Origin of the sequence: Halostagnicola larsenii XH-48 (assembly GCF_000517625.1) — an archaeon.
In the GTDB taxonomy this organism is placed as follows: domain Archaea; phylum Halobacteriota; class Halobacteria; order Halobacteriales; family Natrialbaceae; genus Halostagnicola; species Halostagnicola larsenii.
Genome location: NZ_CP007055.1, coordinates 2256954 through 2279812, shown reverse-complemented (window position 1 = coordinate 2279812; position 22859 = coordinate 2256954). Strand labels below are relative to the sequence as shown.

22 protein-coding genes are annotated in these 22859 nt (G+C 63.2%); 9 read left to right on the top strand and 13 right to left on the bottom strand.

Annotated features, from left to right (window positions below; all coding sequences use genetic code 11):
- Window positions 1-17 precede the first annotated feature (17 nt).
- Window positions 18-674, top strand: a complete 657-nt coding sequence (locus tag HALLA_RS11535) for a helix-turn-helix domain-containing protein (RefSeq protein ID WP_049953494.1) — start codon at window positions 18-20, stop codon at window positions 672-674.
- Between the two features lie 50 nt (window positions 675-724).
- On the opposite strand, the gene HALLA_RS11530 is transcribed toward HALLA_RS11535, so the two are convergent.
- From HALLA_RS11530 to HALLA_RS11500, 7 genes are all read right to left on the bottom strand, one after another.
- Window positions 725-1354: an HAD family hydrolase gene (locus HALLA_RS11530; RefSeq protein ID WP_049953493.1), complete on the bottom strand. Its 630-nt coding sequence runs from the start codon at window positions 1352-1354 to the stop codon at window positions 725-727.
- A gap of 98 nt (window positions 1355-1452) precedes the next feature.
- Window positions 1453-1827, bottom strand: coding sequence for an LWR-salt protein (gene lwrS, locus HALLA_RS11525; protein ID WP_049953492.1), 375 nt, complete (start codon window positions 1825-1827; stop codon window positions 1453-1455).
- A gap of 43 nt (window positions 1828-1870) precedes the next feature.
- The gene (locus HALLA_RS11520) at window positions 1871-2152 is read right to left on the bottom strand and encodes a 4a-hydroxytetrahydrobiopterin dehydratase (protein ID WP_049953491.1); all 282 of its coding nucleotides are present in this window, start codon (window positions 2150-2152) and stop codon (window positions 1871-1873) included.
- A gap of 61 nt (window positions 2153-2213) precedes the next feature.
- Window positions 2214-3548: a glutamyl-tRNA reductase gene (hemA, locus tag HALLA_RS11515; RefSeq protein WP_049953490.1), complete on the bottom strand. Its 1335-nt coding sequence runs from the start codon at window positions 3546-3548 to the stop codon at window positions 2214-2216.
- A complete protein-coding gene (locus HALLA_RS11510) occupies window positions 3548-4237 on the bottom strand; it encodes a precorrin-2 dehydrogenase/sirohydrochlorin ferrochelatase family protein (RefSeq protein ID WP_049953489.1) in 690 nt (229 codons plus the stop codon). The genes hemA and HALLA_RS11510 overlap by 1 nt, the downstream gene beginning before the upstream one ends.
- The gene (gene ahbB, locus HALLA_RS11505) at window positions 4234-5415 is read right to left on the bottom strand and encodes a siroheme decarboxylase subunit beta (protein WP_049953488.1); all 1182 of its coding nucleotides are present in this window, start codon (window positions 5413-5415) and stop codon (window positions 4234-4236) included. Before ahbB ends, HALLA_RS11510 begins: the two co-directional genes overlap by 4 nt.
- Before the next feature lie 487 nt (window positions 5416-5902).
- Window positions 5903-6307, bottom strand: coding sequence for a DUF5778 family protein (locus HALLA_RS11500; protein ID WP_049953487.1), 405 nt, complete (start codon window positions 6305-6307; stop codon window positions 5903-5905).
- Between the two features lie 167 nt (window positions 6308-6474).
- Here HALLA_RS11500 and uppS point away from each other — a divergent pair, with 167 nt between their 5' ends.
- Complete coding sequence (uppS, locus tag HALLA_RS11495; protein ID WP_049953486.1) at window positions 6475-7410, top strand: polyprenyl diphosphate synthase; 936 nt, start codon at window positions 6475-6477, stop codon at window positions 7408-7410.
- Between the two features lie 134 nt (window positions 7411-7544).
- Window positions 7545-7775, top strand: a complete 231-nt coding sequence (locus tag HALLA_RS11490) for a hypothetical protein (RefSeq protein WP_049953485.1) — start codon at window positions 7545-7547, stop codon at window positions 7773-7775.
- Between the two features lie 26 nt (window positions 7776-7801).
- Here the strand turns inward: HALLA_RS11490 and HALLA_RS11485 are convergent, their stop codons facing one another.
- On the bottom strand, window positions 7802-8407 hold the full coding sequence (locus HALLA_RS11485) for an undecaprenyl diphosphate synthase family protein (RefSeq protein WP_049954100.1): 606 nt from the start codon (window positions 8405-8407) through the stop codon (window positions 7802-7804).
- 150 nt (window positions 8408-8557) lie between these two features.
- On the opposite strand from HALLA_RS11485, the gene HALLA_RS11480 reads away from it, so the two are divergent.
- On the top strand, window positions 8558-8818 hold the full coding sequence (locus HALLA_RS11480) for a hypothetical protein (RefSeq protein WP_049953484.1): 261 nt from the start codon (window positions 8558-8560) through the stop codon (window positions 8816-8818).
- 167 nt (window positions 8819-8985) lie between these two features.
- Entirely contained in the window at window positions 8986-10311 is a 1326-nt protein-coding gene (locus HALLA_RS11475; RefSeq protein WP_049953483.1) for a DUF92 domain-containing protein, read from the top strand.
- Between the two features lie 633 nt (window positions 10312-10944).
- Here HALLA_RS11475 and dnaG read toward each other — a convergent pair.
- Together dnaG and HALLA_RS11465 are read right to left on the bottom strand one after the other, a co-directional pair.
- Window positions 10945-12447 carry a DNA primase DnaG gene (gene dnaG / locus HALLA_RS11470; protein ID WP_049953482.1) on the bottom strand — a complete coding sequence of 501 codons (1503 nt, stop codon included), beginning with the start codon at window positions 12445-12447 and terminating at the stop codon, window positions 10945-10947.
- Between the two features lie 175 nt (window positions 12448-12622).
- Window positions 12623-13558 carry an ArsR/SmtB family transcription factor gene (locus tag HALLA_RS11465; protein ID WP_049953481.1) on the bottom strand — a complete coding sequence of 312 codons (936 nt, stop codon included), beginning with the start codon at window positions 13556-13558 and terminating at the stop codon, window positions 12623-12625.
- A 178-nt stretch (window positions 13559-13736) separates the two neighbouring features.
- Between HALLA_RS11465 and HALLA_RS11460 the strand changes: the two genes are divergently transcribed.
- Both HALLA_RS11460 and HALLA_RS11455 read left to right on the top strand, forming a co-directional pair.
- Window positions 13737-14030: a DUF3311 domain-containing protein gene (locus HALLA_RS11460; RefSeq protein ID WP_049953480.1), complete on the top strand. Its 294-nt coding sequence runs from the start codon at window positions 13737-13739 to the stop codon at window positions 14028-14030.
- Window positions 14027-15502 (top strand): sodium:solute symporter family protein, encoded by a 1476-nt coding sequence (locus tag HALLA_RS11455; RefSeq protein WP_049953479.1) that lies wholly within the window; start codon window positions 14027-14029, stop codon window positions 15500-15502. The genes HALLA_RS11460 and HALLA_RS11455 overlap by 4 nt, the downstream gene beginning before the upstream one ends.
- 40 nt (window positions 15503-15542) lie before the next feature.
- Here the strand turns inward: HALLA_RS11455 and HALLA_RS11450 are convergent, their stop codons facing one another.
- Together HALLA_RS11450 and HALLA_RS11445 are read right to left on the bottom strand one after the other, a co-directional pair.
- Complete coding sequence (locus tag HALLA_RS11450) at window positions 15543-16517, bottom strand: cytochrome d ubiquinol oxidase subunit II (protein ID WP_049953478.1); 975 nt, start codon at window positions 16515-16517, stop codon at window positions 15543-15545.
- On the bottom strand, window positions 16510-17919 hold the full coding sequence (locus HALLA_RS11445) for a cytochrome ubiquinol oxidase subunit I (protein ID WP_049954099.1): 1410 nt from the start codon (window positions 17917-17919) through the stop codon (window positions 16510-16512). Before HALLA_RS11445 ends, HALLA_RS11450 begins: the two co-directional genes overlap by 8 nt.
- Window positions 17920-18311: 392 nt before the next feature.
- Here HALLA_RS11445 and HALLA_RS11440 point away from each other — a divergent pair, with 392 nt between their 5' ends.
- A complete protein-coding gene (locus tag HALLA_RS11440) occupies window positions 18312-19259 on the top strand; it encodes an HFX_2341 family transcriptional regulator (RefSeq protein WP_049953477.1) in 948 nt (315 codons plus the stop codon).
- 36 nt (window positions 19260-19295) lie between these two features.
- Here the strand turns inward: HALLA_RS11440 and HALLA_RS11435 are convergent, their stop codons facing one another.
- The gene (locus HALLA_RS11435) at window positions 19296-19649 is read right to left on the bottom strand and encodes a DUF7344 domain-containing protein (RefSeq protein WP_049953476.1); all 354 of its coding nucleotides are present in this window, start codon (window positions 19647-19649) and stop codon (window positions 19296-19298) included.
- 350 nt (window positions 19650-19999) lie between these two features.
- Between HALLA_RS11435 and HALLA_RS11430 the strand changes: the two genes are divergently transcribed.
- Window positions 20000-22714, top strand: coding sequence for a valine--tRNA ligase (locus HALLA_RS11430; protein WP_049953475.1), 2715 nt, complete (start codon window positions 20000-20002; stop codon window positions 22712-22714).
- Window positions 22715-22859: the final 145 nt, after the last annotated feature.

Sequence of the window (22859 nt, the reverse complement as noted above, 5' to 3'; positions counted from 1 at the left end):
CTGCTGTACCAATAGTGATGTCGACGATTGCCGAGTTCCGTTTCCCCGCGACGGAGACGATGCTCGCAACCACGTTCGAACAGGTGCCGGATATTCGCTTCGAGCTCGAGTCGTCCGTCTCGCAGAACCAACCCTGTCTGTGGGTCATCGGAGCCGATCCCGGAACCGTTCGCGAAGCCTTCGAATCCGACCCGGCGGTCGAGGGCTACGACCGCCTCGTTACCGCGGGTGACCGTCTCCTCTATGACGTCAGGTTCGCGGGAGTGACTCCGCTGTTTTCCGACGAGTTTCTCGAGGAGAGTTGCTCGCTGCTTGCGGTATGGGGTGTCGACGGCTGGTGGCAAGCCAGAGTTCGCGTCAGGGACAGAGACGATCTCTGGACGATTAGAGACCGCCTCCTGGAGGAGGACGTCAGCGCCGACTTGCGACGAGTGACCGATGTCACGTCCGAAACCACTCGAGACACCCGACTCACGCCGGAACAGCAGGAAGCCCTCGAGGCGGCCCTCGAGGAGGGCTACTTCGAGATTCCGCGCCAGATATCGATGGAAGAACTCGCCGAGACGCTTGGCATCTCACACCAGGCGCTTTCCGAGCGCTTGCGACGGGCCTACGAGACGCTGGTCAACGAGGAACTCCAGCCGGCGGGCGAACCGCCGACCTCGAACCAGTGACCAATCGGGTTCCGCGTGCCGGGTTCGGCGGGGATCTGCCGTTGTGGCGCTCAAAACAGTTCGTCGAACGATTCGACCCGGTAATCGCCGAGCACGCACCGTCCGCGCCGGTCGTGGCCGACGCGTTCGACGTGGATCGCGTCGAGGCCGGCGTTCCAGGCCGCACCGACGTCGTTCGCGCCGTCGCCCGCGAGGACGCCCTTGTGCCCGTTTTTCGCGACCCCGAGATCCGCCATTACCTGTTCGACGGGCGTCGGGTCGGGTTTCCACCCCGTCTGTTCTGTACAACAGAGGATCGTATCGAACCAGTCTTCGATGCCGACGTGCGCTAACACCGGTTCGGCCAGAAACTCCTGACAGTGCGTGACGAGTCCCACCGGCTCCTCGAGTTCGCCGACGAATTCGGCGTCCTCGTGAAGGTAGGTCTGCTCGGCCCGGACGAGCGGGTCTTCCTCGTCGTGGAACGCCTCCCAGAACGCCACCGGGTCGATCCCCCACTCGAGTAGCTGGCGGTCCCGAGAGCCGGTCAGCCCGCTCCAGATGATATCCGCCTCCATATCCGTGAACTCGCGACCGATGCGCTCGCCGACCCGGTCGAACACGTCGCGGGTGTACGACCATTCGACGTCGACCAGCGTGCCGTCGAGGTCGAGCAACCAGAAATCGTACTCGGAGACCATACGGACGATGCTTTACGAGACTCTCCACTAAGTGTTTGTCGCCCGCACGGACTGGTCCGAGGAGTCGACAGTGTCGCGGATCGCCGCTTCGGCGTCGTCTACTCGACCCGGATACTCGAGCCGAGATACTTCGAAAGCGCTTCGGTGACGGTTTCGGCGTTGAACGCCTCGAGATCGGCCGCGATTTCTGTTTTCAGCGCCTCGACGTACGCCTCGTCGGCCCTGAGTTCCCGAAAATCCACGGCCTCGATCTCACCCGAGCGCTCGAGCCAGTCTTCGGCGAGCCGGCATCCGTACTCGTGGTCCGAGAGTTCGCCGTGCCAGAGCGTGTTTCGAAAGAAACGCCAGCCGTCGGCCCCGGGTTCCGGTGCCTCGATCGATATCGTCGTCTCGACTGTCGCCGGCTCGACGGACACGTCGGATCGATCGGGCTCGAGGCGGAGTCGAACGCCGAAGACGTACCGAGCGTTCATCTGTGAGGCCTTCGTTTGGATTCGCCGCGGTATTTCGCGTGACTCACGCGGACTGTTCGGATTCGATCAGTTCGGCCATCTCGACGTCCGCATCCGTAATCCCGCCCTCCTCGTGGCTCGTGAGCCGAACCTCGAGTTCTTTGTACCTGATGATGATCTCCGGGTGGTGAAACTGCGATTCGGCGATTTCGCCGACCATCTGGGCGGCGTTGACGCCGTCGAGGTAGTCGTCGAATTCGTAGACGCGGACGATCTCGTCGCCGTCGCGGTCCCACTCCTCGGGAAGCCGCTCGCTGATCTCGTCGTCGGATAAGAGCTCGGCCATGGTCGGTCGAACGATACGCAGGAAAATAACGATTGGGCCACGCTGAACCCGCGAGGATGTCTCAGTCGTCGTCGGTCGCACCGATCGGATCCGATGCGGCCCCAAACAGCGACTGCGGGGCCTCTCCACGCCCGTCCCCATCGCCACGGGAGCCGAAATCCGGATCGAACAGTTGGAGCGCTGTGTTGATCGTCCGCCAGTCGTCTTCCTGTGCGGCCTCTCGGAGGCTCTTTGTCGGCGGAGCCAGCAGCTGGCTCACGAGCGAATCGGCCATCGATTCGACGATGTCGCGCTGTTCGTCGGTAAGTTCGCCTCTGTTTTCGTCCTCGAGCCGGGAGATGGCGGTCTCGAGTTCTCTGGCTTTGATCCGTTCTGCGGACTCGTACATCGTTCCGATCACGTCGTCCGCTCGGGCTCGCTTGTACTGACTCCGGAGGTGGTCGAACTCCCGTTCGATCATCGTCTCGACCGCGGAAGCCGCCTCCGCGCGCTGGCCGTGCGTTCGCTCGGTGACCGTCTCGAGGTCGTCCAGATCGAAGACCGTCACCGGCTCGAGCGTGGCGGCGGCCGGATCGACGTCGCGCGGCTGGCCGAGGTCGACGACGATCTGTTCTCGGTCACCGAGGTGGCGCTGATCGAGCAGCGGTTCGTCGCTCCCGGTCGCCGTCACGATGACGGTCGCGCGTTCGGTGACCGTCTCGAGCGACTGCAGCGAGACGGCACGTCCGTCCACGTCGAGTTCCTCGATCAGGTGCGTCGCACGGGAGACGGTTCTGTTCGCGATTACGAGTTCCGAAATGCCGGTCTCCGCGAGGTTCCGGGCGGCGAGTCGTCCCATCTCGCCGGCGCCGACGACGAGGCCGGTCTCCCCTTCGAGCGATCGTTCGTCGGTCGCGAGTCTGGTCGCCGCAGATCCGAGCGAGACGACTCCTTCGTTGATCTTCGTCTCCGTCCGCGCCCGTTCGCCGACGTGGATGGCCTTCGTCACGGCCATCTCGAGTAGCGGCCCGATCCCGCCGGCGGTTCGGGCGTCCTCGTAGGCCGTTCGCACCTGTCCGATGATCTGGTCCTCGCCGAGGACGACCGACTCGAGGCCACACGCGACTCGGATCAGGTGTTTGAGACTCTCGTCGTGGTCCGATCGGACGAGCGCGTCGTCGTCGGTCTCGCTGAAGAACTCCTCGAGTGCCGCCCGCCCGACCGCGCTGTCGGTCGTGACGACGTAGGCTTCGACGCGGTTGCACGTCGAAAGGACGATCGCCTCTTCGACCTCTGGGACCGAGAGGAACTCGGCGACGCTGGCCCGCTGACTCTCGGGGCTCGCGGTCGCGAGATCGTCGACGGTCCCGCTTTCGTGGGTGATCCGCGCGCCGGTGACGACACCTGCCGGGATCATCACGGATTCCCCCCTCTCGAACGTTCTTCCTCCAGCACGTCCTCGATCACTTGACTAGCCTTCGAAGCGCCACTACGTAAAGCTGTCCAAGTTGCCGAAGAGTTGACGACGTCGGTAACGATTTCCCGACGTCTGTCGGGCGGAACGTCCCGACGCTTAAGTTCCGTTCGCAAGTCTCCCAGAACCGTGGCCATCTCGCTTGCTCCCTCGAGCGTCTCCTCGAGTTCCTGACGGAGGTACTTGCTCAGGACGGGTGCGGTACCGCCCGTCGAGATCGAGACGACGACCTGTTCGTCTCGAGCCGTGGCGGGAACGACGACGCTCCCGGGGTCGCGGTCGCCGGATCGATCCGCTCGGTTGACGAGGATTCCCCGCTCTCGGGCCGATTCGACGACCGCTTCGTTGACCGCCCCGTCGTCGGTTGCCGCGATTACCAGCGCCGGCTCGAGGCGTGCGATCCACTCCTCGACGTTTTCAGGCCCCGGTCCGGCACGGACGAGTTCGATGCTCCCGGCTGTCGATTCGGTATCGTCGAGTTCGTGCGGACCGAACGGCTCGTCGACGAACTCGGGGCTCACGACGGTCACGTCGGCTTCCCTGGCGAATCGACGGGACTTCCGTGCCCCCACCAGGCCACCGCCGAAGATGAGAACGGGAACGTCCGTGAAGTCGTGTAACAGTGGAATCATCGATCAGTGGACTCGTCCTGCGTCGTGTTCGCATCGGCTCGTTCGGCCAGTCGAATGCCGGTCTTCTTGAGGATCTCCGTCGAGAACAGCGAGTCCCAGTCGCCGTCTTCGACATCCCAGTGTTCGGCCATTGTCTCTCTTACCTGCTCGATTCGGCGCTCGCTCTCCGCTTCGCTTCGTCCGTGTGTCATCGCGAAGAAGTTGTACGGCCAGACGCCCTCGTGGCGCGGCCGTTCGTAACAGTGGGTGACGAACGGGAGGCCGGCCACTTCGGGGCCGACGGTCGAGACGAGATCGTCGGGAACGTCCCAGACGGTCATCCCGTTTTCCGTATAGCCCAGCGCGTAGTGGTTCGGGACCACGCCGACCCGGCGAATCTTCCCCTCGAGGACGAACCGTTGTATCGTCTCGAGCACCCACGAGGTCTCCCGACCGATCGTTTCGGCGACATCGGCGTAGGGCGTTTCCGTCAGCGGAAGACCGCCCTGGACCTCGAGCACGAGATCCCGTTCCGCCGGCGTGAGCGTGTCCCGATCGGTCGGGGACACGTCGGGGCCGAGGTCGGAACAGTCGATACCGCGGCTCTCTCCGTCAGCCTCCGAACCCGTTCGGTCGGTCTCGTCCCCGCCACCCGTCCCGAACGGCCCGTCGACGTAGAACTTCGCCTCGACGCGGAACTCCCGTTGTTTCGGGAGGTTATAGGTCTCCTGTCCGGTTTCGGCTTCGATCTCCGCGAGCACCTCCTCGACGCGGCTGCTCACGACTTCGCCGTTCGCCCGTTCCGAGGCGCGTCGCGCCTCGCGCTCTGCGACGCTCACGACGAACCAGACGTTTAGATGCGGATGTTCGCGCTCGTAGTTGTGCGCGACCTCGCGGTGATCGTTGACTGCCTCGACGACCTCGTCGAACCGCTCTTCGGGGGCGTGCATGGCGACCAGCGTCGCCGCCCCGCCGATCTCCTGTGCGTTGACCAGCGGCCCGAACCGCGAGAGGACGCCGCGCTCGTCGAGGTCGCGAATCGTCTCGAGCACCGACTCGCCGGTAGTATCGACGCCGCGATCGCGCATCGCGGCTGCGGCGGGTTCGAACGGCCGCTCAGTGACCGGAAACCCGCCCTGAAAGGCGTTGACGACCGCCCGCTCGTGTTCCGTCAGATCGACGCTCGAAGCCGCGTTCATGTCGGTTCGTCAGGAGTCGCGTCACATAAGCCAATCGGCACTGTACGTGAATGATTGCCACCCAAATGGCTCTGTTGAAACCCTCGGCTGGTGATTGGTTTCAGCAGCTGTGCTGAATAGCGGGCGCAAGTCGGTCACTGGTTAATCGCCATCTGGCGGTAGCTCGGAGTGGAAAACACAGAGATCAAATGAATCATATACCGATACATTGATGATAGAATGTGCAACAAGAGCGCGCCCAGAAGCTGCTCCCGTTGATGATTGTATGTGGTCTTATTCAGGTAGGGCTCGGCGCTTTGAGCGATACGTTACTTTTTGCAGGTTTTGGACTCGGCTACGTTCTGATTGGTATTGCGTGGCTTTGGTCCTATTGGTAACTCACTAATCAGCGCGCCGTCTTCAAGTTGCTGACTACCCCCGTATTCAGCAGCCAAATCTTGTCATCTACTGAGGGGTTCGATAGAACCGCCCAAATTGCTACCCGAAGTCACTCGCCCTCGACGCCGGTCACGTCGAATCCGAGGTCGCGAACGTCCTCGAGAATCGCCTCGTGGTCCGCGGTCGCTTCGTAGTAGATGACGATATCGAAGCTGCCGTTCCGGAGGAGTTGCTGGCACTCCCAGACGAACTCCTCGTCCTCTAAGGTCCGTCCCTGGTGCTGGTTCGACGAGAAGTCGGTGTCGTCGTTTCCGGAGTAGACGAAACAGTCCGTCGGATCGTGACCCGCGTGCTCGGCGATGATGTCGCCGACGTCGATCGTCGCCTGCATCATCTTCACGTCTTCCTGGCCGTCGTACTCAGTGTGGACGATCGTCGCGTTAAGTGTGATCTCGCCGGGCTCGAGCAGTGCCTTCGTCCGCTGGTAGAGGTCGTCGTCGATCGCGTCTGCCATTGGGGGAGACGAACCCCCGCGGACTCATAGCCGTCACGGTTCGGGGATCGGACCGACTCGAGGGCTGAACCGCTTCAGATCGTTCTGCTATAAAAGAGTTACCGGACATATCATTGGTTCCGACTGCCACACAAGACACATAGTGTCCGGTCCCCTCACAAACGATGATGAAGCGGTGGCTTCGCCGACGCGTCGACTGGGCCTACGAGCAACTCCTTTCCCGAGAAATATCCGGTGCTCCGACCCACGTCGCCGTAATTCAGGACGGAAACCGACGGTACGCGCGACAGCGCGGCGGCGACGCGCCCGACGGGCACCGAGCCGGTGCGGAGACGACCGAACGAGTTCTCGAGTGGTGTCAGGACGTCGGCGTCGAGGAACTGACCCTCTATACGTTTTCGACGGAGAACTTCGAACGCCCGGACGACGAAAACGAGGAACTGTTCGACCTCCTCTGTGAGAAACTCTACGAGTTCGCCGACGCCGACCGCGTCCACGACAACGAGGTGTGCATCCGCGTGCTCGGCGATGTCGGGCGACTCCCCGAGCGCGTTCAAGACGCCGTCGACTACGCCGAGGAACAAACCCGCGGCTACGATCGGTTCGTCCTCAACATCGCGCTGGCCTACGGCGGGCGCACGGAGCTTCTCTGTGCCGCCAGAAGCGTCGCTCGAGACGTCGAATCGGACGACCTCGAGCCGGCAGAGATCGACGTCGAAACGATCGAATCGCGCCTCTACGATCGGACGGTCAGGGACGTCGACCTGATCATCAGAACCGGCGGCGACGAGCGAACCTCGAACTTCCTGCCGTGGCACGCAAACGGCAACGAGGCCGCGGTCTTTTTCTGTACGCCATACTGGCCGGAGTTTTCCAAGCCCGACTTCCTCCGCGGGATTCGTACCTACGAGCACCGCGAAGCCTCCTGGCGTCGCACCCGCGCTCGCCGCGCGCTCGCGCTTCTGGGTGCCGTCAGCGAACCCGAACTCGCGGAGGCGAAAGCGGTCGTCGATCGCTTTCGAGATTCGCTTCCGACCGGCGAACAACCGGATGAAGACGAGGAAACCGATGGACTCGAGGCCGGCGGACAGGCGGCGGACTGAGTCGGGACGGTAAGTCGACCGCGGATTGAATCGAACGATGGCGATCCGAATTGATGATCTCCGAATCGACGATAGCCAGGCGATTAGCTTCCAATCGAAACGTTGAATCGCCAACACGCGAAACGACCGGCAGGATGGATCGCCGACTCTTCGCGATCGGATTCGCGGCAACGCTTCTCGGCGTCGCCGGACTGGGATATCTTCTCGTCACCGGCGTCTTACAGCACCCGAGTGACGCCGCCGACCAGTACCGAACCACCGATTTCGCCCTGATCGGCGGTGCCTTCGTCTCGCTAGTCATCGGCGTCGTACTGACGTTCCGTTCGTACGTCGACCTCGAGAGCGGCGATCAGTCGTCGAACTGACGAACCCGCTCGAAGCACCGGCGAATCTACTCGCCGAACCGACGGGAACGATTGCGGAACTCGCGAACCGCACGGAGGAAGTCTCGTCGTCGGAAATCGCGCCAGTTGACGTCGGTAAAGTACAGTTCCGAGTAAACCGACTGCCAGATCATGAAATCCGAGAGCCGCTCGGCGCCGGTTTTGATGACGAGATCGGGTTCGGACGGGAAGATCAGGTGCTCCTCGACGGATTCGTCGTCGATGTCCGCCGGCTCGAGGTCACCCTCGTCGACGCCGGCCGCGAGCGTTCTGACGGCGCTAGTGAACTCGTGTTTGCCGCCGAGACCGATACCGATTTGGATCGGCGCGTCCGCCGGCGTTCGGTCGTCCGGTCCGCGGACCGCGCTCTCGCGGGGCGTCTCGACCGTCTCGAGGTCGCTTCGAAGCGTCGGCACTGCCGCCGCGTCGAGGACGCTGACGTAGACGGTCACGCGACTCGCGTACTCGAACGCCCACTCGAAGAAGTCGGTGAGCGTCTCGTAAGCGTCCTCCTCTAAGAGGTCGCGTTCCGTGATGACGAGCGCGACGTGGTCGGGACCGTCGGCGTCGTAGCGACCGATCCGATGGGTGAGGTATCGCTCGTACAGTCCCACGGCTGGTGGTTTCGTTGCGAGATGCATACCGGTTTCGGGTTTCCGCACGAATCGATTCGCACTCCGACGATGGCGTTGCACTCACCGTGAACACTGCAGTTGCCCCGAACCAGCCGTAATTGTTATCTCGAATGACACTCGAGTGCTGGTATGACGCGCTCCGCTGTCGTCGTCGAATCGGTGGTCCGGATGGGTGTCACCGTCGCAATCTTGCTTTTGGCCGTTCCGATCGGGTGGTTCCTGGGTGTTGGAACGGTCTCTGCGTTCACGCAGGGGTTCGTTTCCGGCGTTCTCGTCCTGTTCGGCTCGCTCGCCGTGGTGGCACTGATCGGTCTCGGTCTCTATATCGTGGCCGAGGGAGCGGTTCCGGCACCCCTTCGCCAGTACGTCTCGAGTAGTTTTCCGCGATGATCGGCTCGAGCGGCGGTCGACGGCGCACCTGACTCGTTCGTGATTCCCCGGATCCGCTCGAAACCGCCCGCACAGAAATACCGCCAATAGACGCTGTATAAGGCAATTTCAGCGCCTGCGGCGGTTCGGGAACCTTAAAGTAAACCCCACAGAAAGGATCAGGTATCGTGACAGCACCCGTCTGGCGAGCCGGCGCATTCGCAGTGCTTTCGACGCTGTCGCTCGCCCTTCCGCTCTTCGGGCCCGAGCCTACACTTATTCTCGCTTCGGTGGTGATTCTGGGAGCGCTCATCGTTACCGACGGGCGGCTCTTCGATCTCCTCGCGTATCCGGACGACTACGAAGACGGACGCCTCTACGGCGTCATCGCCTTCGTTTTCGGTGCCGGTATCCTCGGCTTTTTCACGACGGCGTTCTCGATGCCCGTGTCCGTGCTGGTCGGAACGGTCGTCCTCGTCGGGTACGGCAACCTCGCGGAACGGCTCGCTCGCCGTCGCGTAGAGCACGGCGTCCGCTCCGTGACCGCGTTCTGTGTCGGCGGCGCCGTCGCCGGTGTAGCCGGCCAGATCGCGACGCTCTCGATCGTCGGTGACTCCCTCGAGTCCGCGCTCCCGGCTGTCCTCTTCCTGGCCGCAAGCGGTGTCCTGCTCGCGGCGCTGTTGCGGGACGTCCTCTTGCTGTACGACGATCCGGTGATCATGCTGTCGGTCGGCCTGCTCCTCTGGTTGCTCGCGGAACTCGAGACGGCGATCGGACCGGTCGAAATCCTCGCTGCGCTCGCCGTGACGATCGCGCTCGGCTACGTCTCCTACGCGCTCGATACGGCCTCGATCGCGGGGATGCTGACCGGCATCTTACTCGGCCTGCTGACCATCGTCCTCGGCGGGTACGGTTGGTTCGTCGTCCTCATCTCCTTTTTCGGCATCGGCGGACTCTCGACGAAGTTCAGGTACGACGAGAAAGAGACTCGCGGCGTCGCTGAGGACAACGACGGCGCTCGCGGGAGCGGAAACGTGTTGGGTAACTCCGCAGTCGGGGTGGCCGCGGTGCTCGGCTACGCTGCCAGCTCCGCCGACATGATCCCCACCGAACCCGAGCTGTTTCTCTTCGCCTTCGCGGGGTCGGTCGCCGCCGCGATGAGCGACACCCTCTCTAGCGAAGTCGGGAGCGTCTTCGACAGACCGCTGTTGATCACGACGCTCGAGCCGGTCGACCCCGGCACCGACGGGGGCGTGACCTGGCAGGGGACCGTCGCCGGCTTCGTCGGTGCGGCGATCGTCGCGGTGCTCTCCTTTGGCTTTTTCGCCGAGGTGGACGCCGCCGGTACGGCGATCATCGCGACCGCCGGCTTCGTCGGAATGCTCGTCGATAGCGTTTTGGGGGCGACCCTCGAGGGGACGACACTCGGCAACCAGGGCGTGAACTTCCTCGCGACGCTCAGCGGGGCGATCTTCTGCGCGCTGGTCGTGTTATCGATGGCAGCGCTCGCCTGATCTCAACTGGATAAAGCAGTCGTTCTCCGTCGGCCGAAGCAGTCGCTGTCCGGTCGATCGAACGACTCGATTGACTCGATACTTTCGACTGGATAGTTGACAACGGAAACTACTTCACAGCTGTCAGATTATTCACGCGTATGAGCCCCTTCGTTTCCCGGCGTTCAGTCCTCCAAACAGGTGGGGTAGCACTGTCGGGTACCCTCGCAGGGTGTTCCGAACTGTCTACCGAGGACGATCCGCTGACAGTGCCGATATCCCTCGAGAATCGCGATGCTGAGCGACACGACGCGCTGGTCGAAGTACATTCAACGACGGAAGAAGCGGCTTTCACACGGGAGGTCGCAATCGCTCCCAACGAGATTGTCAAAGTCGGCGAAGTTACTGTCGAATCGTTCTGCCTTCGAGGCCGGCTTCCCTCCGGTGGTTTAGCTGAAACGTGTCCAACACGGGGTGAGGAGGATTATTCACAAAATGGCTTCATGGTAGTTATTCGTCCATCTCCGTCCCCGGCCGAAAGCGAACGCCGAATCGAAATCGTCCCAATACAGGATGCCGACGTTCACTCAGTCTCTTCGCTATCGACTGGTATTCTGATCGAATGAGCCCGTTCAGGAGCGGCACATCCGTAGCTTACGCCCGGTTCGGCGGTTCCTCGGCCACCTCGTCGATGGCGTGAATTCGAACCGCGGTCGGTCGCTTCGTAAACTCGCCGAGCGCTCGAGCGACGATCCGCCCGACGCCGCGGTCGGCCGCCAGATCCAGCAGTCGCTGCTCGAGCACCGAATCGAGAACGATCGTCGTCGGTTCGTCCGCGCTCGCCTCGAGGGTTTCGTAGGCGTCACTCGCGGGCGCTTTCTCGAGCGCGTTCCCGTCCGCGTTGAGGAGCCGAACGGTACCGGTCCCGCCGCGAACGACTTCGTTCGCGTGTTCGTAGACGGTTTTCGGGCCGTCTCGAGCATTGACCTCATCGCTTTCAGTGGACTCGGCAGCCATCGTGTCGGCCGCCTCCGTATCGGCGATCCCATCGGGACCGCTCGACTCCGTGGGCGCTGCTCCGGTCGGTTCCGGGTCGACTGACTTCGTTTCGGCGGTAACTGCGGTCTGTTCCCCGTTGGTCGTCGGCGATTCGACGCCGCCTTCCGCGGCACTCGCCCCTGCGCTATCGTCCGGGACGAACCCGCCAGCGTCGGCCGCGGTTTCCGACCCCTCCTCGTCTGTCGTCCGCTGTTCGTCGCGCTCGAGCGAATCCGTCTCGGTTCGGGGCGGAACCGGCGGTGCGGGTTTCGCGCTCCCGTCGGTCGCCGCGACGGCCTCCTGGGGCTCGTTCAGTTCGGAGATGGTTTCGTAGGGGACCTTGTTGCGCAACGCGGCGAACAGCTGGTGGTGGTCTAAGTCCTCGACCGATTTGTCCGCCGGCGCGAACGTGACGTAATCGACCTCGCCGACCTGCGCGAGCTCCTCGAGGATGAGGTCGCCCCCGCGGTCGCCGTCGAGGAAGGCGGTCACGGTTCGGTGGGTTGTGAGTTCCGCGACTGCGTCCGGAACGTTCGTTCCTTCGACGGCGATGGCGTTCTTGACGCCGTATTTGAGCAGCGTGAGCACGTCGGAGCGGCCTTCGACGACGATGATCGCGTCACTGTCCTGTACTCTCGGGCCTGCGGGCAGCCCCTCGTATTCGGTAATGTCTTCGACGCGAACGTGCTGGCGGACCTCCGTGAGAATTTCCTCGGAGGTCATCACGGAGTCGTCGAATCCCGTCCTGAGGAGTTCTTTCGCGCGGTCGACGACCTCCTTGCGCTTTGCCGCCCGGACGTCTTCGATGCCGGTGATCTCGAGTGCGGCCCGACACGGACCGATGCGGGTGATCGTCTCGAGCGACGCCGCGAGCGTCGCGGTTTCTACTTTATCGAGGCTGGTCGCGATCGTCAGCGTTCCGTGTGACTGGCCGTTCGTGCTGGCGATTTCGACGTCTATGCGACCCACCTTCTGGGATTGTTTGAGGTCACGAAGGTCGAGTTCGTCGCCGAGAAGCCCTTCGGTCTGCCCGAAGACGGCCCCGACGACGTCGCTTCGCTCGACGACCCCTTCGGCCGTGACGTCGGCGTGGATGAGATATTTGGACGTGTCTTCCATTGGAGATCCGCCCCGCGAGAGACGTGTTCAGAGGCTCGGAGACTCGTTGCCTGAAAGTACGTCCGACGATGGCAAATACCTGTTGACCTTGAGGCCCGCCGGTGTCCGGTCGCCCGTTCGTCCGATTCTCCGTCGCTGTCAATACTCTGGTCATTACTACTGTCACTCGCCCCGATCAGTACGAACGCCAGTACCAGTAGACCGTTACGCAGATCAACACCGATAGCCCGCCGAGGAAAAAGAGCAACCCAGGTGGCATGCTCGAGAGTGAAGTCGCCACCGTATCCACCATTTCGGCGGCGTTGTCGCCGAATACGTCTCCGATGATGCCGCCGTCGTCAGCGACCTCGTGTCCGCCGCTACCGGCGCCGTCGCCCTGTCCTGTGGTGTCAGTTGTACTCGAGTCTCCCCCCTGCTCACCGGACGGGGAATCGCCACCGCCGCTACCGGCGGCGTCGCTTTCGGTTCCGTTGGACCCGTCGTGTTGTGCGGTTCCGATGTCTCCGCCGTCGGCCGTCGAGTCGTCGCCCGCCGAGCCGCCATCGCTCGAGGAACTGTCGCCGCCAGACCGATCGTCCATCGTTTCGGCGTCCCCGCCAGCGCCGTCGTCGCCGCCGGAATCGCCATCGCTGCCCCCCGAGGCGGGTGCCGCGTCGTTTCCAATCTCAGACGAAACGTAGCGCTGGAGGCCGTACTGGACGAGCAGGCTTCCGGCCGCGAGCGCGCCCACGCCGCCGAGAAACCGCGAGAGGGCAGTTCGAACTTTCGCCGCGGTCGACTCGTCGCTCGTGACGATCAGCGGCCCGTCGGCGGTCGCGTAGACGCTCATCTCGTTCCCGCGCGAGGAGTACCAGGTGTCGACGACTTCGACGAGGCCGGCGTCCTCGAGCTTTTCTAAGTGATAGCGGACGTTCTGGATCGACGAATCGACCGCCTCGGCGATGTCGCTCGGGGTTCCCGGTTCCTCGGCCAGCGTCGAGTAAATCTCTCGTGCGGTCGAGGACGAGAGCGCGCCGAAGACCGCGTCGGCGTCCTCGTCCTCGAGGTCGACGACCCGCGGTTCGTCCCCTGCGGATTGGGCGTCGGAGCGCAGGGGGAACAGTCGGGCCATAGTGGTCTCGGATAGGGTTCTCTCGCCAACAGTTATACTCCTTTTCCTACCTGAAATGGCGATTTCACCTTCCCAAATCGCACGACGTGACCGTACCGTTAGATTGTGTGAAAATATCTCTTCGACCGCCGGTATCGAATAGAAACTATTACCAACGCGGACGCTCGAGGGTGGACAAATGAGCCGTGCCGAACTCGTCGGGTGGGGGGTCCTCGGGCTGGCACTCGCCGTCTTCTCGATACCGTGGTTCCTCTGGGGGAACGAGACCGTCGTCGCCGGGCTGCCGGTGTGGCTCTGGTGGCACGTGGGATGGATGGTGCTCACCGCGGTCGTCTTCTGGATTTTCACGGAGCGCGCGTGGGGGATCGGAATCGACGCCGACGTGGGCGACCCGCCGGACGAAACGCGGTCGCACCCCTCCGCAGGCGGACGGCCTGAGTCCGCACCCGCCAACGAGGGTGATTCGACGTGACGCTCTCGATCCAGCTGGGGATCATCGTCGGTTACCTGCTACTGGCGCTGGCGGTCGGCCTCCTCGCGTACCGATTGACCGAACGGACCGCCGAGGATTTCTACCTGGCGAGCCGGACCGTCGGGACGGTCGTCCTCCTGTTTACGACCTTCGCGACGCTGCTGTCTGCGTTCACCTTCTTCGCGGGCCCGAACATGGCCTACGAGTGGGGCCCGGAGTGGATCCTCGTGATGGGGTTGATGGACGGGATCATCTTCGCCATCCTCTGGTACGTCATCGGCTACAAACAGTGGCTGCTCGGCCGGCGCTACGACTACGTCACGCTCGGGGAAATGCTCGGGGACCGGTTCGCCTCGAGAGGCCTCCGCGGACTCGTCGCCGGGGTGAGCCTCGTCTGGCTCTTTCCGTACGTCATGCTCCAACAGGTCGGTGCCGGGACGGCCCTCGAGGCGTTGACCGACGGGGCTGTCCCCTACGCGATGGGGGCCGGCCTCATCACGCTGTTTATGATCCTCTACGTCGTCGTCGCGGGCTTTCGGGGCATCGCCTGGACGGATACGCTGCAGGGCGCGTTCATGCTCGCGACCACCTGGCTCGCGTTCGCGTGGGTGCTGGTCGCCGTCGGCGGCCTCGAGACGGCGACGGGGTCCCTGACCGACTCGCCGGCGACGACGGAGTTCCTCGCGCTCGGCAGCGCAAACTACACGCCACAGTGGATGCTCTCGACGGCGATCACGATCGGCTTCGGCGTCGCGATGTTCCCGCAGGTGAACCAGCGCTTTTTCGTCGCGAGTTCGAAGCGGGTCGTCAAACGCTCGTTCGCGCTCTGGCCGATCCTCTGTGTCCTGCTTTTCGTCCCGTCGTTCCTCCTCGGCGTCTGGGCGCAAGGGCTGGGCCTCGAGATGGGCGAGAGCGGGAACATCCTCCCCGTCATCCTGAACGAGTATACGCCGGTCTGGTTCGCCGCAATCGTCATCGCCGGCGCGATGGCGGCGATGATGTCCTCGTCGGACTCGATGTTACTCTCCGGATCGTCGTACTTCACTCGAGACCTCTATCGGCCGTTCGTCGAGGCCGACCTCCCGGATCGACGCGAGGATCTGCTCGCCCGCGCGGGCGTCGTCTGTTTCGCCGTCGCGACCTTTCTCGCGAGCCTCTACAACCCCGCGACGCTGTTCGAACTCGGCGACGCGGCCTTTAGCGGCTTCGCTCAGTTGGCGCTGCCGATCGTTCTGGCTCTCTACTGGCGCGGGACGACGCGGTCCGGCCTTATCGCCGGTATCGTCGGGAGCCAGGCGTTTTACCTCTCGAGTCTGTTCTTCCCACCGCTCCCCGGAAGCTACGCGGGGTGGACGGCTGGCGTCGTCGGCATGCTCCTCGGGGTCGTACTCACCGTCGTCGTCTCGTGGGCGACCACCTCGGTCGTCGAAGACCGACGCTCGCGGTACTTCGACGGCTCGATGGGGGACTGATCCTCGAGTCGATATTCGCGCCAGATCGATCAAACGGCACTCAGTAGCCGTCCTGTGGATCGGCGACGCCCTCGAAGATCGAGTACAGCATGACGAATCCCAGCCCCACTATGGGGAGAAAGATCGCCGCCATGATCGTCGTGACGTGGAGCGTCGCCGGGGCGACGATCGCATCGCCGATCGCGAGCCCCGCCGCCGGATCGATCATCGGGAACAGGTGAACGGCGAGCAAGCCGACGAAGCTGACCGCGACGCCCGCCGCCGATCCGAACGCGAGGGCGTAGCTCTCGAGGCGCGCGCCGCCGACGACCCCGAGCGAACAGACGACGGTCGCGACCGCGGCGAGGGCGACGACCTCGAGGGCGGCGCTTCCGACGGCGTACAGGACGCCGCCGGTACCGGCGAAGCAGACGACGTAGGCCGGCGTCGCCTTCGTCGTGTAGGTTACCATCTCCGCCCGGAGCGAGTCGCGGGTCTTGATCGCGAGGAACGTCGCGCCGAGAACGAGACAGAGCCCGAGGAGGGTGACGCCGCCGACGAGGGCAACGGGGAACGAAACATCGGGGAACACCCACTGGACGACGAACGCGCCGAGGACGAGCGGTGATAGGACGCTTCCGGTCACGAACGCGTGATCACAGTAGCGCTTCCACCGCTGGTCGTCGCGCTCTTTCCGGAGTTTGACCCCGACGCCGCGCAGGATCAACCCCAGAAGCAACAGGAATATCAGCAGGTAGTGACGCGAGAGGAGGTTCGCGTAGACGCTCGGGAACGCCGCAAAGAGGACTGTCACGAAGAGGACGAACCAGACCTCGTTCGCCTTCCAAATCGGCCCGAAGGCGGCGTGGAGCGTCTCGCGCTCGCGTTCGCTCTCTCGAGTCCCGTAGATGAGCCCGACGCCGAAGTCGAACCCGTCGAGGACCACGTAGATCGTCAGGATGCCGAACAGCAGCCAGAACCACACCTCCGGGAGCCACGCGACGGCGTAGACGGGGTTCGATACCGGGTCAGTCATCCGCGATCACCTCCGTCGGATCGGGGCGATCCGACTCGTCGGCTGGTTCGGATCGCTCGAGCAAGTCGGCTCGTTCCTCCCCGACGATCCGCCGGCCGATGTACAGGAAGAGAGCAAGCAAGACCAGATAGCCGCCGGCGGTGCCGACGAGCGAGATAATCGCCTCGGCCCCGGTTAGCGCGGGCGATACGCCATCGCTCGTCCGGAGAACTCCCTGGATGATCCACGGCTGGCGACCGATTTCGGTGACGTACCAGCCGGTGACGAGCGCGACGAATCCGAGCGGTGCCGAGAGCATCGTCGCGAGGAGGTATCGCGAGCTCTCGCTCAGTTTGCCTCGAAGTCGGTTGTACGCCCCCCAGACGCCGAGGCCGACGAACCAGAATCCCAACCCGACCATGATTCTGAACGACCAGAAGACCACCGCGACCGGCGGCGACTCGTACTCGATGTCGTTCAGCCCGGTCACTTCCGCCCCCGGATCACCTCCGCTGGCGAGAAACGACGCGAGGTGGGGGATGCTGATCTTGTAGAGGTTGTCGGCCTGCGGATCGGTGAACCCCTCGAGCGTCGTCGGGACCGCGATGATGTGTAGGTCGGCACCGCGTTCGGTCTCGTAGTGGGCCTCCATCGCCGCGAACTTCTGGGGCTGGGTTTCCGCGACGTGTTGGCCGTACGCGTCGCCGTGGACGACCTGGAATATCGACGTGAGTATCAGGACGACGACCGCGACCCGAAGCGCCGTCTGCCAGACCTCCGAGTCGCGATTGTGCCAGAGGAAGTACGCGGCGACCCCGGCGATTATCAGCGTCACCGAGATGATCGCCGCGTTCTGCATGTGGACGAACATCCACGGGAACCGCGGGTTGAAAAACGCGGCGAGCGGGTCGGTCATCTGGACGATTTCTGTGCCGTTGCTGGTGGCCGTTTCGTAGCCCCGCGGCGTCTGCATCCACGAGTTGACGACGAGGATCCAGAAGGCCGAGAGCCACGCGCCGAGGGCCACGAAAAACGACGAGAGCGCGTACATCCAGCCGGAGACCCGATCACGGCCGAACAGCAGGATTCCGAGGAAGATCGCCTCGAGGAAAAACGCCATCTTGGCTTCGAACGAGAGCGGGCCGCCGATGAGTTCGCCGGCGACCGTCGAGAACGCAGAGAAGTTGGTGCCGAACATGAACCCCATCGGGATGCCAGTCACCGTCCCCATCACGAAGCCGACGGCGAAGATTTTGGTCCAGAACTCCCGGAGTTTCCGGTAGCGCTCCTGGCCGGTCCGGACCTCCTGGACGGTAAAATACACCAGATACGGCGCGAGACCGATCGACAACGCGGCGAATAAGATGTGGATCGTGATCGCGATGGCGAACTGGAGGCGACTCGCGAGAACGGGGTCGATCATCGCGACCACCCGGAAGCGACATCGTTGGCAAGAGTCCACCCGGTAGCAAGCACGGGTCCGAACGCGGACCGACGCACGGCCGAATCCGACGTCGGTGACACTCCCCTCAAGCGACGAACCGGCGGGACGCGTGGTACTGCCATCAGTGGGAGTTCGGCGGCTATTCGAATCAGTCACGAGCCGATTCCCGTCGCCTGGAAATCGACGGAATCGTTTCGTCCCCAATGAAGATATCTGGAAGCAAGATCGTACGCCGACTCTGATGTTCTCGCTTCCGTCGTTCGAGATGGCGATCCGAGATATCGATTTACGCGACACTACCTGCTTTTTCCGCTTGCAGTCGAGCGATCGAACGTCCCGGGATTCATAATGACTCCGACGAAGTATACCCTATGCAAACGCACATCGTTCCGGTCGGATTCGACTACGATCGGCTGATCGCCCCGCTGGTTCGCGATCAGATCGACGTCGATCGAGTCATCCTCCTCGAGGGGGCCGTCGGCAGCGAGGCCAACGTCGAGTACTCGAGACACCTCTCGGGCAAGCTCGAGGCGGATTTCGAGAACTTACTCGGCGCGAGCACGGATCGGTTCGTCCTCGAGAACGTCTACGACTACGACGCGGCGTTCGAACAGGCCTACGACCTGATAACGAACGAACTGGATAACGGGAACGAAGTCTGGGTCAACATCGCGGCCATGCCCCGAACCGTGAGCTTCGCGTTCGCAAACGCCGCCCACTCGCTGATGGTCGAGCGCCAGGACGAACGCGAACAGATTCACACCTACTACACCGCCCCGGAAAAGTACCTCGAGACCGAACTCGCCGAAGAGCTACGCCGGCAGTCGACCCTGCTCGAGGAACTTCTCGATGATGAACCGATCAACGGCGCTGACCGCGCCGAAGTGGATCAGTCAGGTGACGGCGTCGACCGCGATCGAATCGTGAATCGACTCGAGAGCGCTCGAGACCTGCTCTCGGAGTTCGACGAGCGGGGGACGACGATCGGTGCGAAAGAGATAGACGGTTCGCACATCGTCGAACTGCCGGTGGCGTCGTTTTCGAACGTCAAACCCTTCGAGGAGTTCATCCTGTACAAACTCGGCGAGGACGGCGAGTTCGCCTCCGTGTCGGAACTGGCCGAGGCGTTAGCTCGAGAACTCAACGAGGAGTACACCGATAGCTTTCGTTCGAAAGTCATCTACAACGTTGATCGACTCGGTCCGGGCGGGAAAGGGTACATAGAGCGCGAAGAACACGGAAAGTCCTACCGAACGCGACTCTCGCGGATCGGCGAGCTGTGGGTTCGATCGCACTCCGACGACGTGCTCTCGGAGTGAGCGGCCCGATGCGGCTGGTTTCGGTTCAGTATCCCGTCAATCCGCCAGGGAGGTGAAAAACTGCTCTTCTGTCGTTTGAAACGGAAACCGCTCTCGAGCGGCGGTCTCGAGGGTTACCGTCCGCGTCTCACGGTCGTAGTCGACGAGTCCGTAGTCAGCCAGATAAGGGATGTGACAGTGGATCAACGCCGTTACGACCCGAGTGTACGTTCGCTCTGGGACGTCGCTTGGGGACTCGTCTGTCTCTCTGGCGGCGATTTTCCGGCCGAGCGTTTCGAGCGATTCTTCCTCGAGTTCGAACAGCAGGGTGAGGAGGTGTCGACGCCGGGACTTCGAAAGAAGGCGGTAGGCTGTTTCCCGACTGATCGGTTGGGTGTCGGTGGAAGGCATACGAATTACTTATGGCTATCTCCTATACAATAGTTGCCCCTAATCGCTGAGCCGAGCGGCCCGATTCGGTTCGCGCCGCCGGACGCGAAACACATAACTCGGTCGGTCGAGGAACTATTGCGTATGGCCGATTTCGCGTTCAGGACGTATCGAGGGGCGACCGATCCGCCGGCCGCCGTTTTCGTAGGGCCGTCCTAGGCCCTCCTGTCCACCCCGTTTCGACGGATGTATTGTTCACGACTGGATTCAGGCGAGTAACGACTGGTATTACCGATGTTCGAACACCGACTCCGATTTCGACGACAGCGCCACCGACAGCATCGACGACGCCCGCCGCGGGCGGTGAGAGCATGAGCACGGAGACCCCGAACCCCGAGACCGACGGCGACGCCGAAGCCGAACGTTCGTTCGACGATCCGGATCTCGAGGGCGGGTACGAGCCGGAGACGGTCGAGTCGCGCTGGCAGCGCCAGTGGGTCGACGAGGACGTCTACGCCTACGACGGCGATCCGAAGCGCGATCCGAACACCGTCTACGCCATCGACACGCCGCCGCCGACGGTGTCGGGGAGCCTACACATGGGCCACCTCTACGGCTCGACGCTGCAGGACTTCGCCGCCCGCTTCCGACGGATGTACGACGGCGAGGTGCTGTTCCCGTTCGGGTACGACGACAACGGCATCGCGAGCGAGCGTCTGACCGAGTCAGACCTGGACATTCGCCACCAGGACTTCGAGCGCCGGGAGTTTCAGGAACGCTGCCGGGAAGTCTGCCAGAAGTACGAGGCGGAGTTCACCGAGCAGATGCAGTCGCTCGGCTGTTCGATCGACTGGAATCACACCTACAAGACGATCGAACCGCGCGTTCAGCGCATCTCCCAGCTTTCCTTTATCGACCTCTACGAGAAGGGCCGCGAGTATCGCAAAAAAGCGCCGGCGATCTGGTGTCCCGAGTGCGAGACCGCGATTTCCCAGGTCGAGACCGAAGACGACGAGCGCCACTCGCACTTCAACGACATCGCGTTCGGACTTACCGGGGAGAACCCACCGCGCGAGGAGTTCGTCATCTCGACCACCCGGCCCGAACTCCTCCCGGCCTGTGTCTCGGTCTTCGTCCACCCCGACGACGAGGACAACCGCGATCTCGTCGGCGAGACGGCTCGAGTCCCGCTGTTCGGTCACGAGGTTCCGATCATCGAAGACGACCGCGTCGACATGGAGAAAGGCAGCGGCGTCGTGATGTGTTGTACCTTCGGCGACCAGAACGACATCGAGTGGTACCAGGCCCACGACCTGCCGCTGCGGGTCGCGATCGACGAGACCGCGACGATGACCGACCTGGCGGGCGACTACGAGGGACTGTCCACCGAGGAGGCTCGAGAAGCGATCGTTGAGGACATCGACGAGGCGGGCCACCTCCGCGACCGGCGCGAGATCGTCCACGACGTCGGTGTCCACGAACGCTGTGACACGCCCGTCGAGTACCGCGTCTCCAAGCAGTGGTACGTCGAAGTGCTGGATCACACCGACGAGTACCTTGAGGCCGGCGAAGCGATGGAGTGGTACCCCGAGAAGATGTTCACCCGCTATCGCCACTGGATCGAGGGCCTCGAGTGGGACTGGCTGATCTCCCGCCAGCGCGACTCGGGGATCCCGTTCCCGGTCTGGTACTGCACGGATTGTGACCACGCGGTCATCGCCGAGAAGGCCGATCTTCCCGTCGATCCGCTCTCGGATGAGCCGCCCGTTGACAGCTGTCCGGAGTGTGGCAACGACGCGTTCGAACCTGAAGAGGACGTCTTCGACACGTGGGCGACTTCCTCGCTCACGCCCCTGATCAACGCCGGCTGGGACTGGGACGCCGAGAGCGAGTCCTTCGAGATGGACAGTCCCGAACTCTACCCGTTCGATCTGCGCCCGCAGGGCCACGACATCATCTCCTTTTGGCTGTTCCACACCATCGTCAAGTGCTACGAGCACACCGGCGAGGTGCCCTTCGACGCGACGCTGATCAACGGCCACGTGTTGGACGAAAACCGCGAGAAGATGTCCAAATCCCGCGGCAACGTCGTCGATCCCGACGACGTGCTCGCGGAGTACCCCGTCGACGCCATCCGCTTTTGGGCGGCAAACGCCGCGGTCGGCGACGACTTCCCGTACCAGGAGAAAGACCTCCGGGCGGGCGAGAAGCTCCTCCGGAAGCTCTGGAACGCCTCGAAACTCGTCGACACGCTCGCCCCGCGGGCCCCCGACGAGCCGGCCGAACTCGAGGCGATCGACCGCTGGCTGCTCGCGGAGTTAGACGACGCCATCGACGACCTCACCGAATATCTCGAGGCTTACGAGTTTGCGAAGGCTCGCGACCGCCTGCGAACGTTCTTCTGGAACACCTTCTGTGACGACTACCTCGAGATCGCAAAGACCCGGGAAGACAATCCATCGACCCAGTACGCCTTGCGAACGGCACACCGGACCTTCCTCGAGCTGTGGGCACCGATCTTGCCTCACGTGACCGAGGAGATCTGGCAAGCCGTTTATGCGGGCGAAACGAGCGCCGCAGACGGCGACGACCTCGAGAGCATCCACCGGCGAGAGTGGCCCGAACCGCGCGGGTACGAGGCCGACCTCGAGGCCGGCGAAACGGCCACGGAGGTCATCTCGGCGCTCAGACGCTACAAGAGCGAGCGCCAGCTACCGCTCAACGAGGAACTCGACGCCGTCGCCGTCTACGGATCGATCGGCGGCTTCGAGAACGCAGTTCGGGACGTGATGCACGTCGCAGATCTCGAAGTCCTCGAGAGCCAACCCGAAATCTCGACCGAGGTCGCCTCGATCGATCTGGATTACTCCACGCTCGGGCCGAAGTACGGCTCGAAGGTCGGCGACATCGACGCGGGGATCGAGAGCGGCGAGTACGAGATCGACGACGATGCTGGCGTCTTGCGCGTTGCGGGCGAGGAACTCGAGGACGAGTTGTTCGAGGTTTCGCTCGAGCGAACCTACTCTGGCGACGGTGAGATGCTCGAGACCGAGTCGGCGGTCATCATCGTCGACAACGAAGACTAATGCCGATCGCAGGCGGTGGGCCGCTCTGGCGTGCGCGCGGCGGGAAAACCCGCCGGGATCGGCTACCCGTCAGCGGTTCCGTCTGTCAGTCGTTCCTGACGGCGAGTTTATATTCTCGAGCTAGCTAGGATAGCGGAGTGTACGA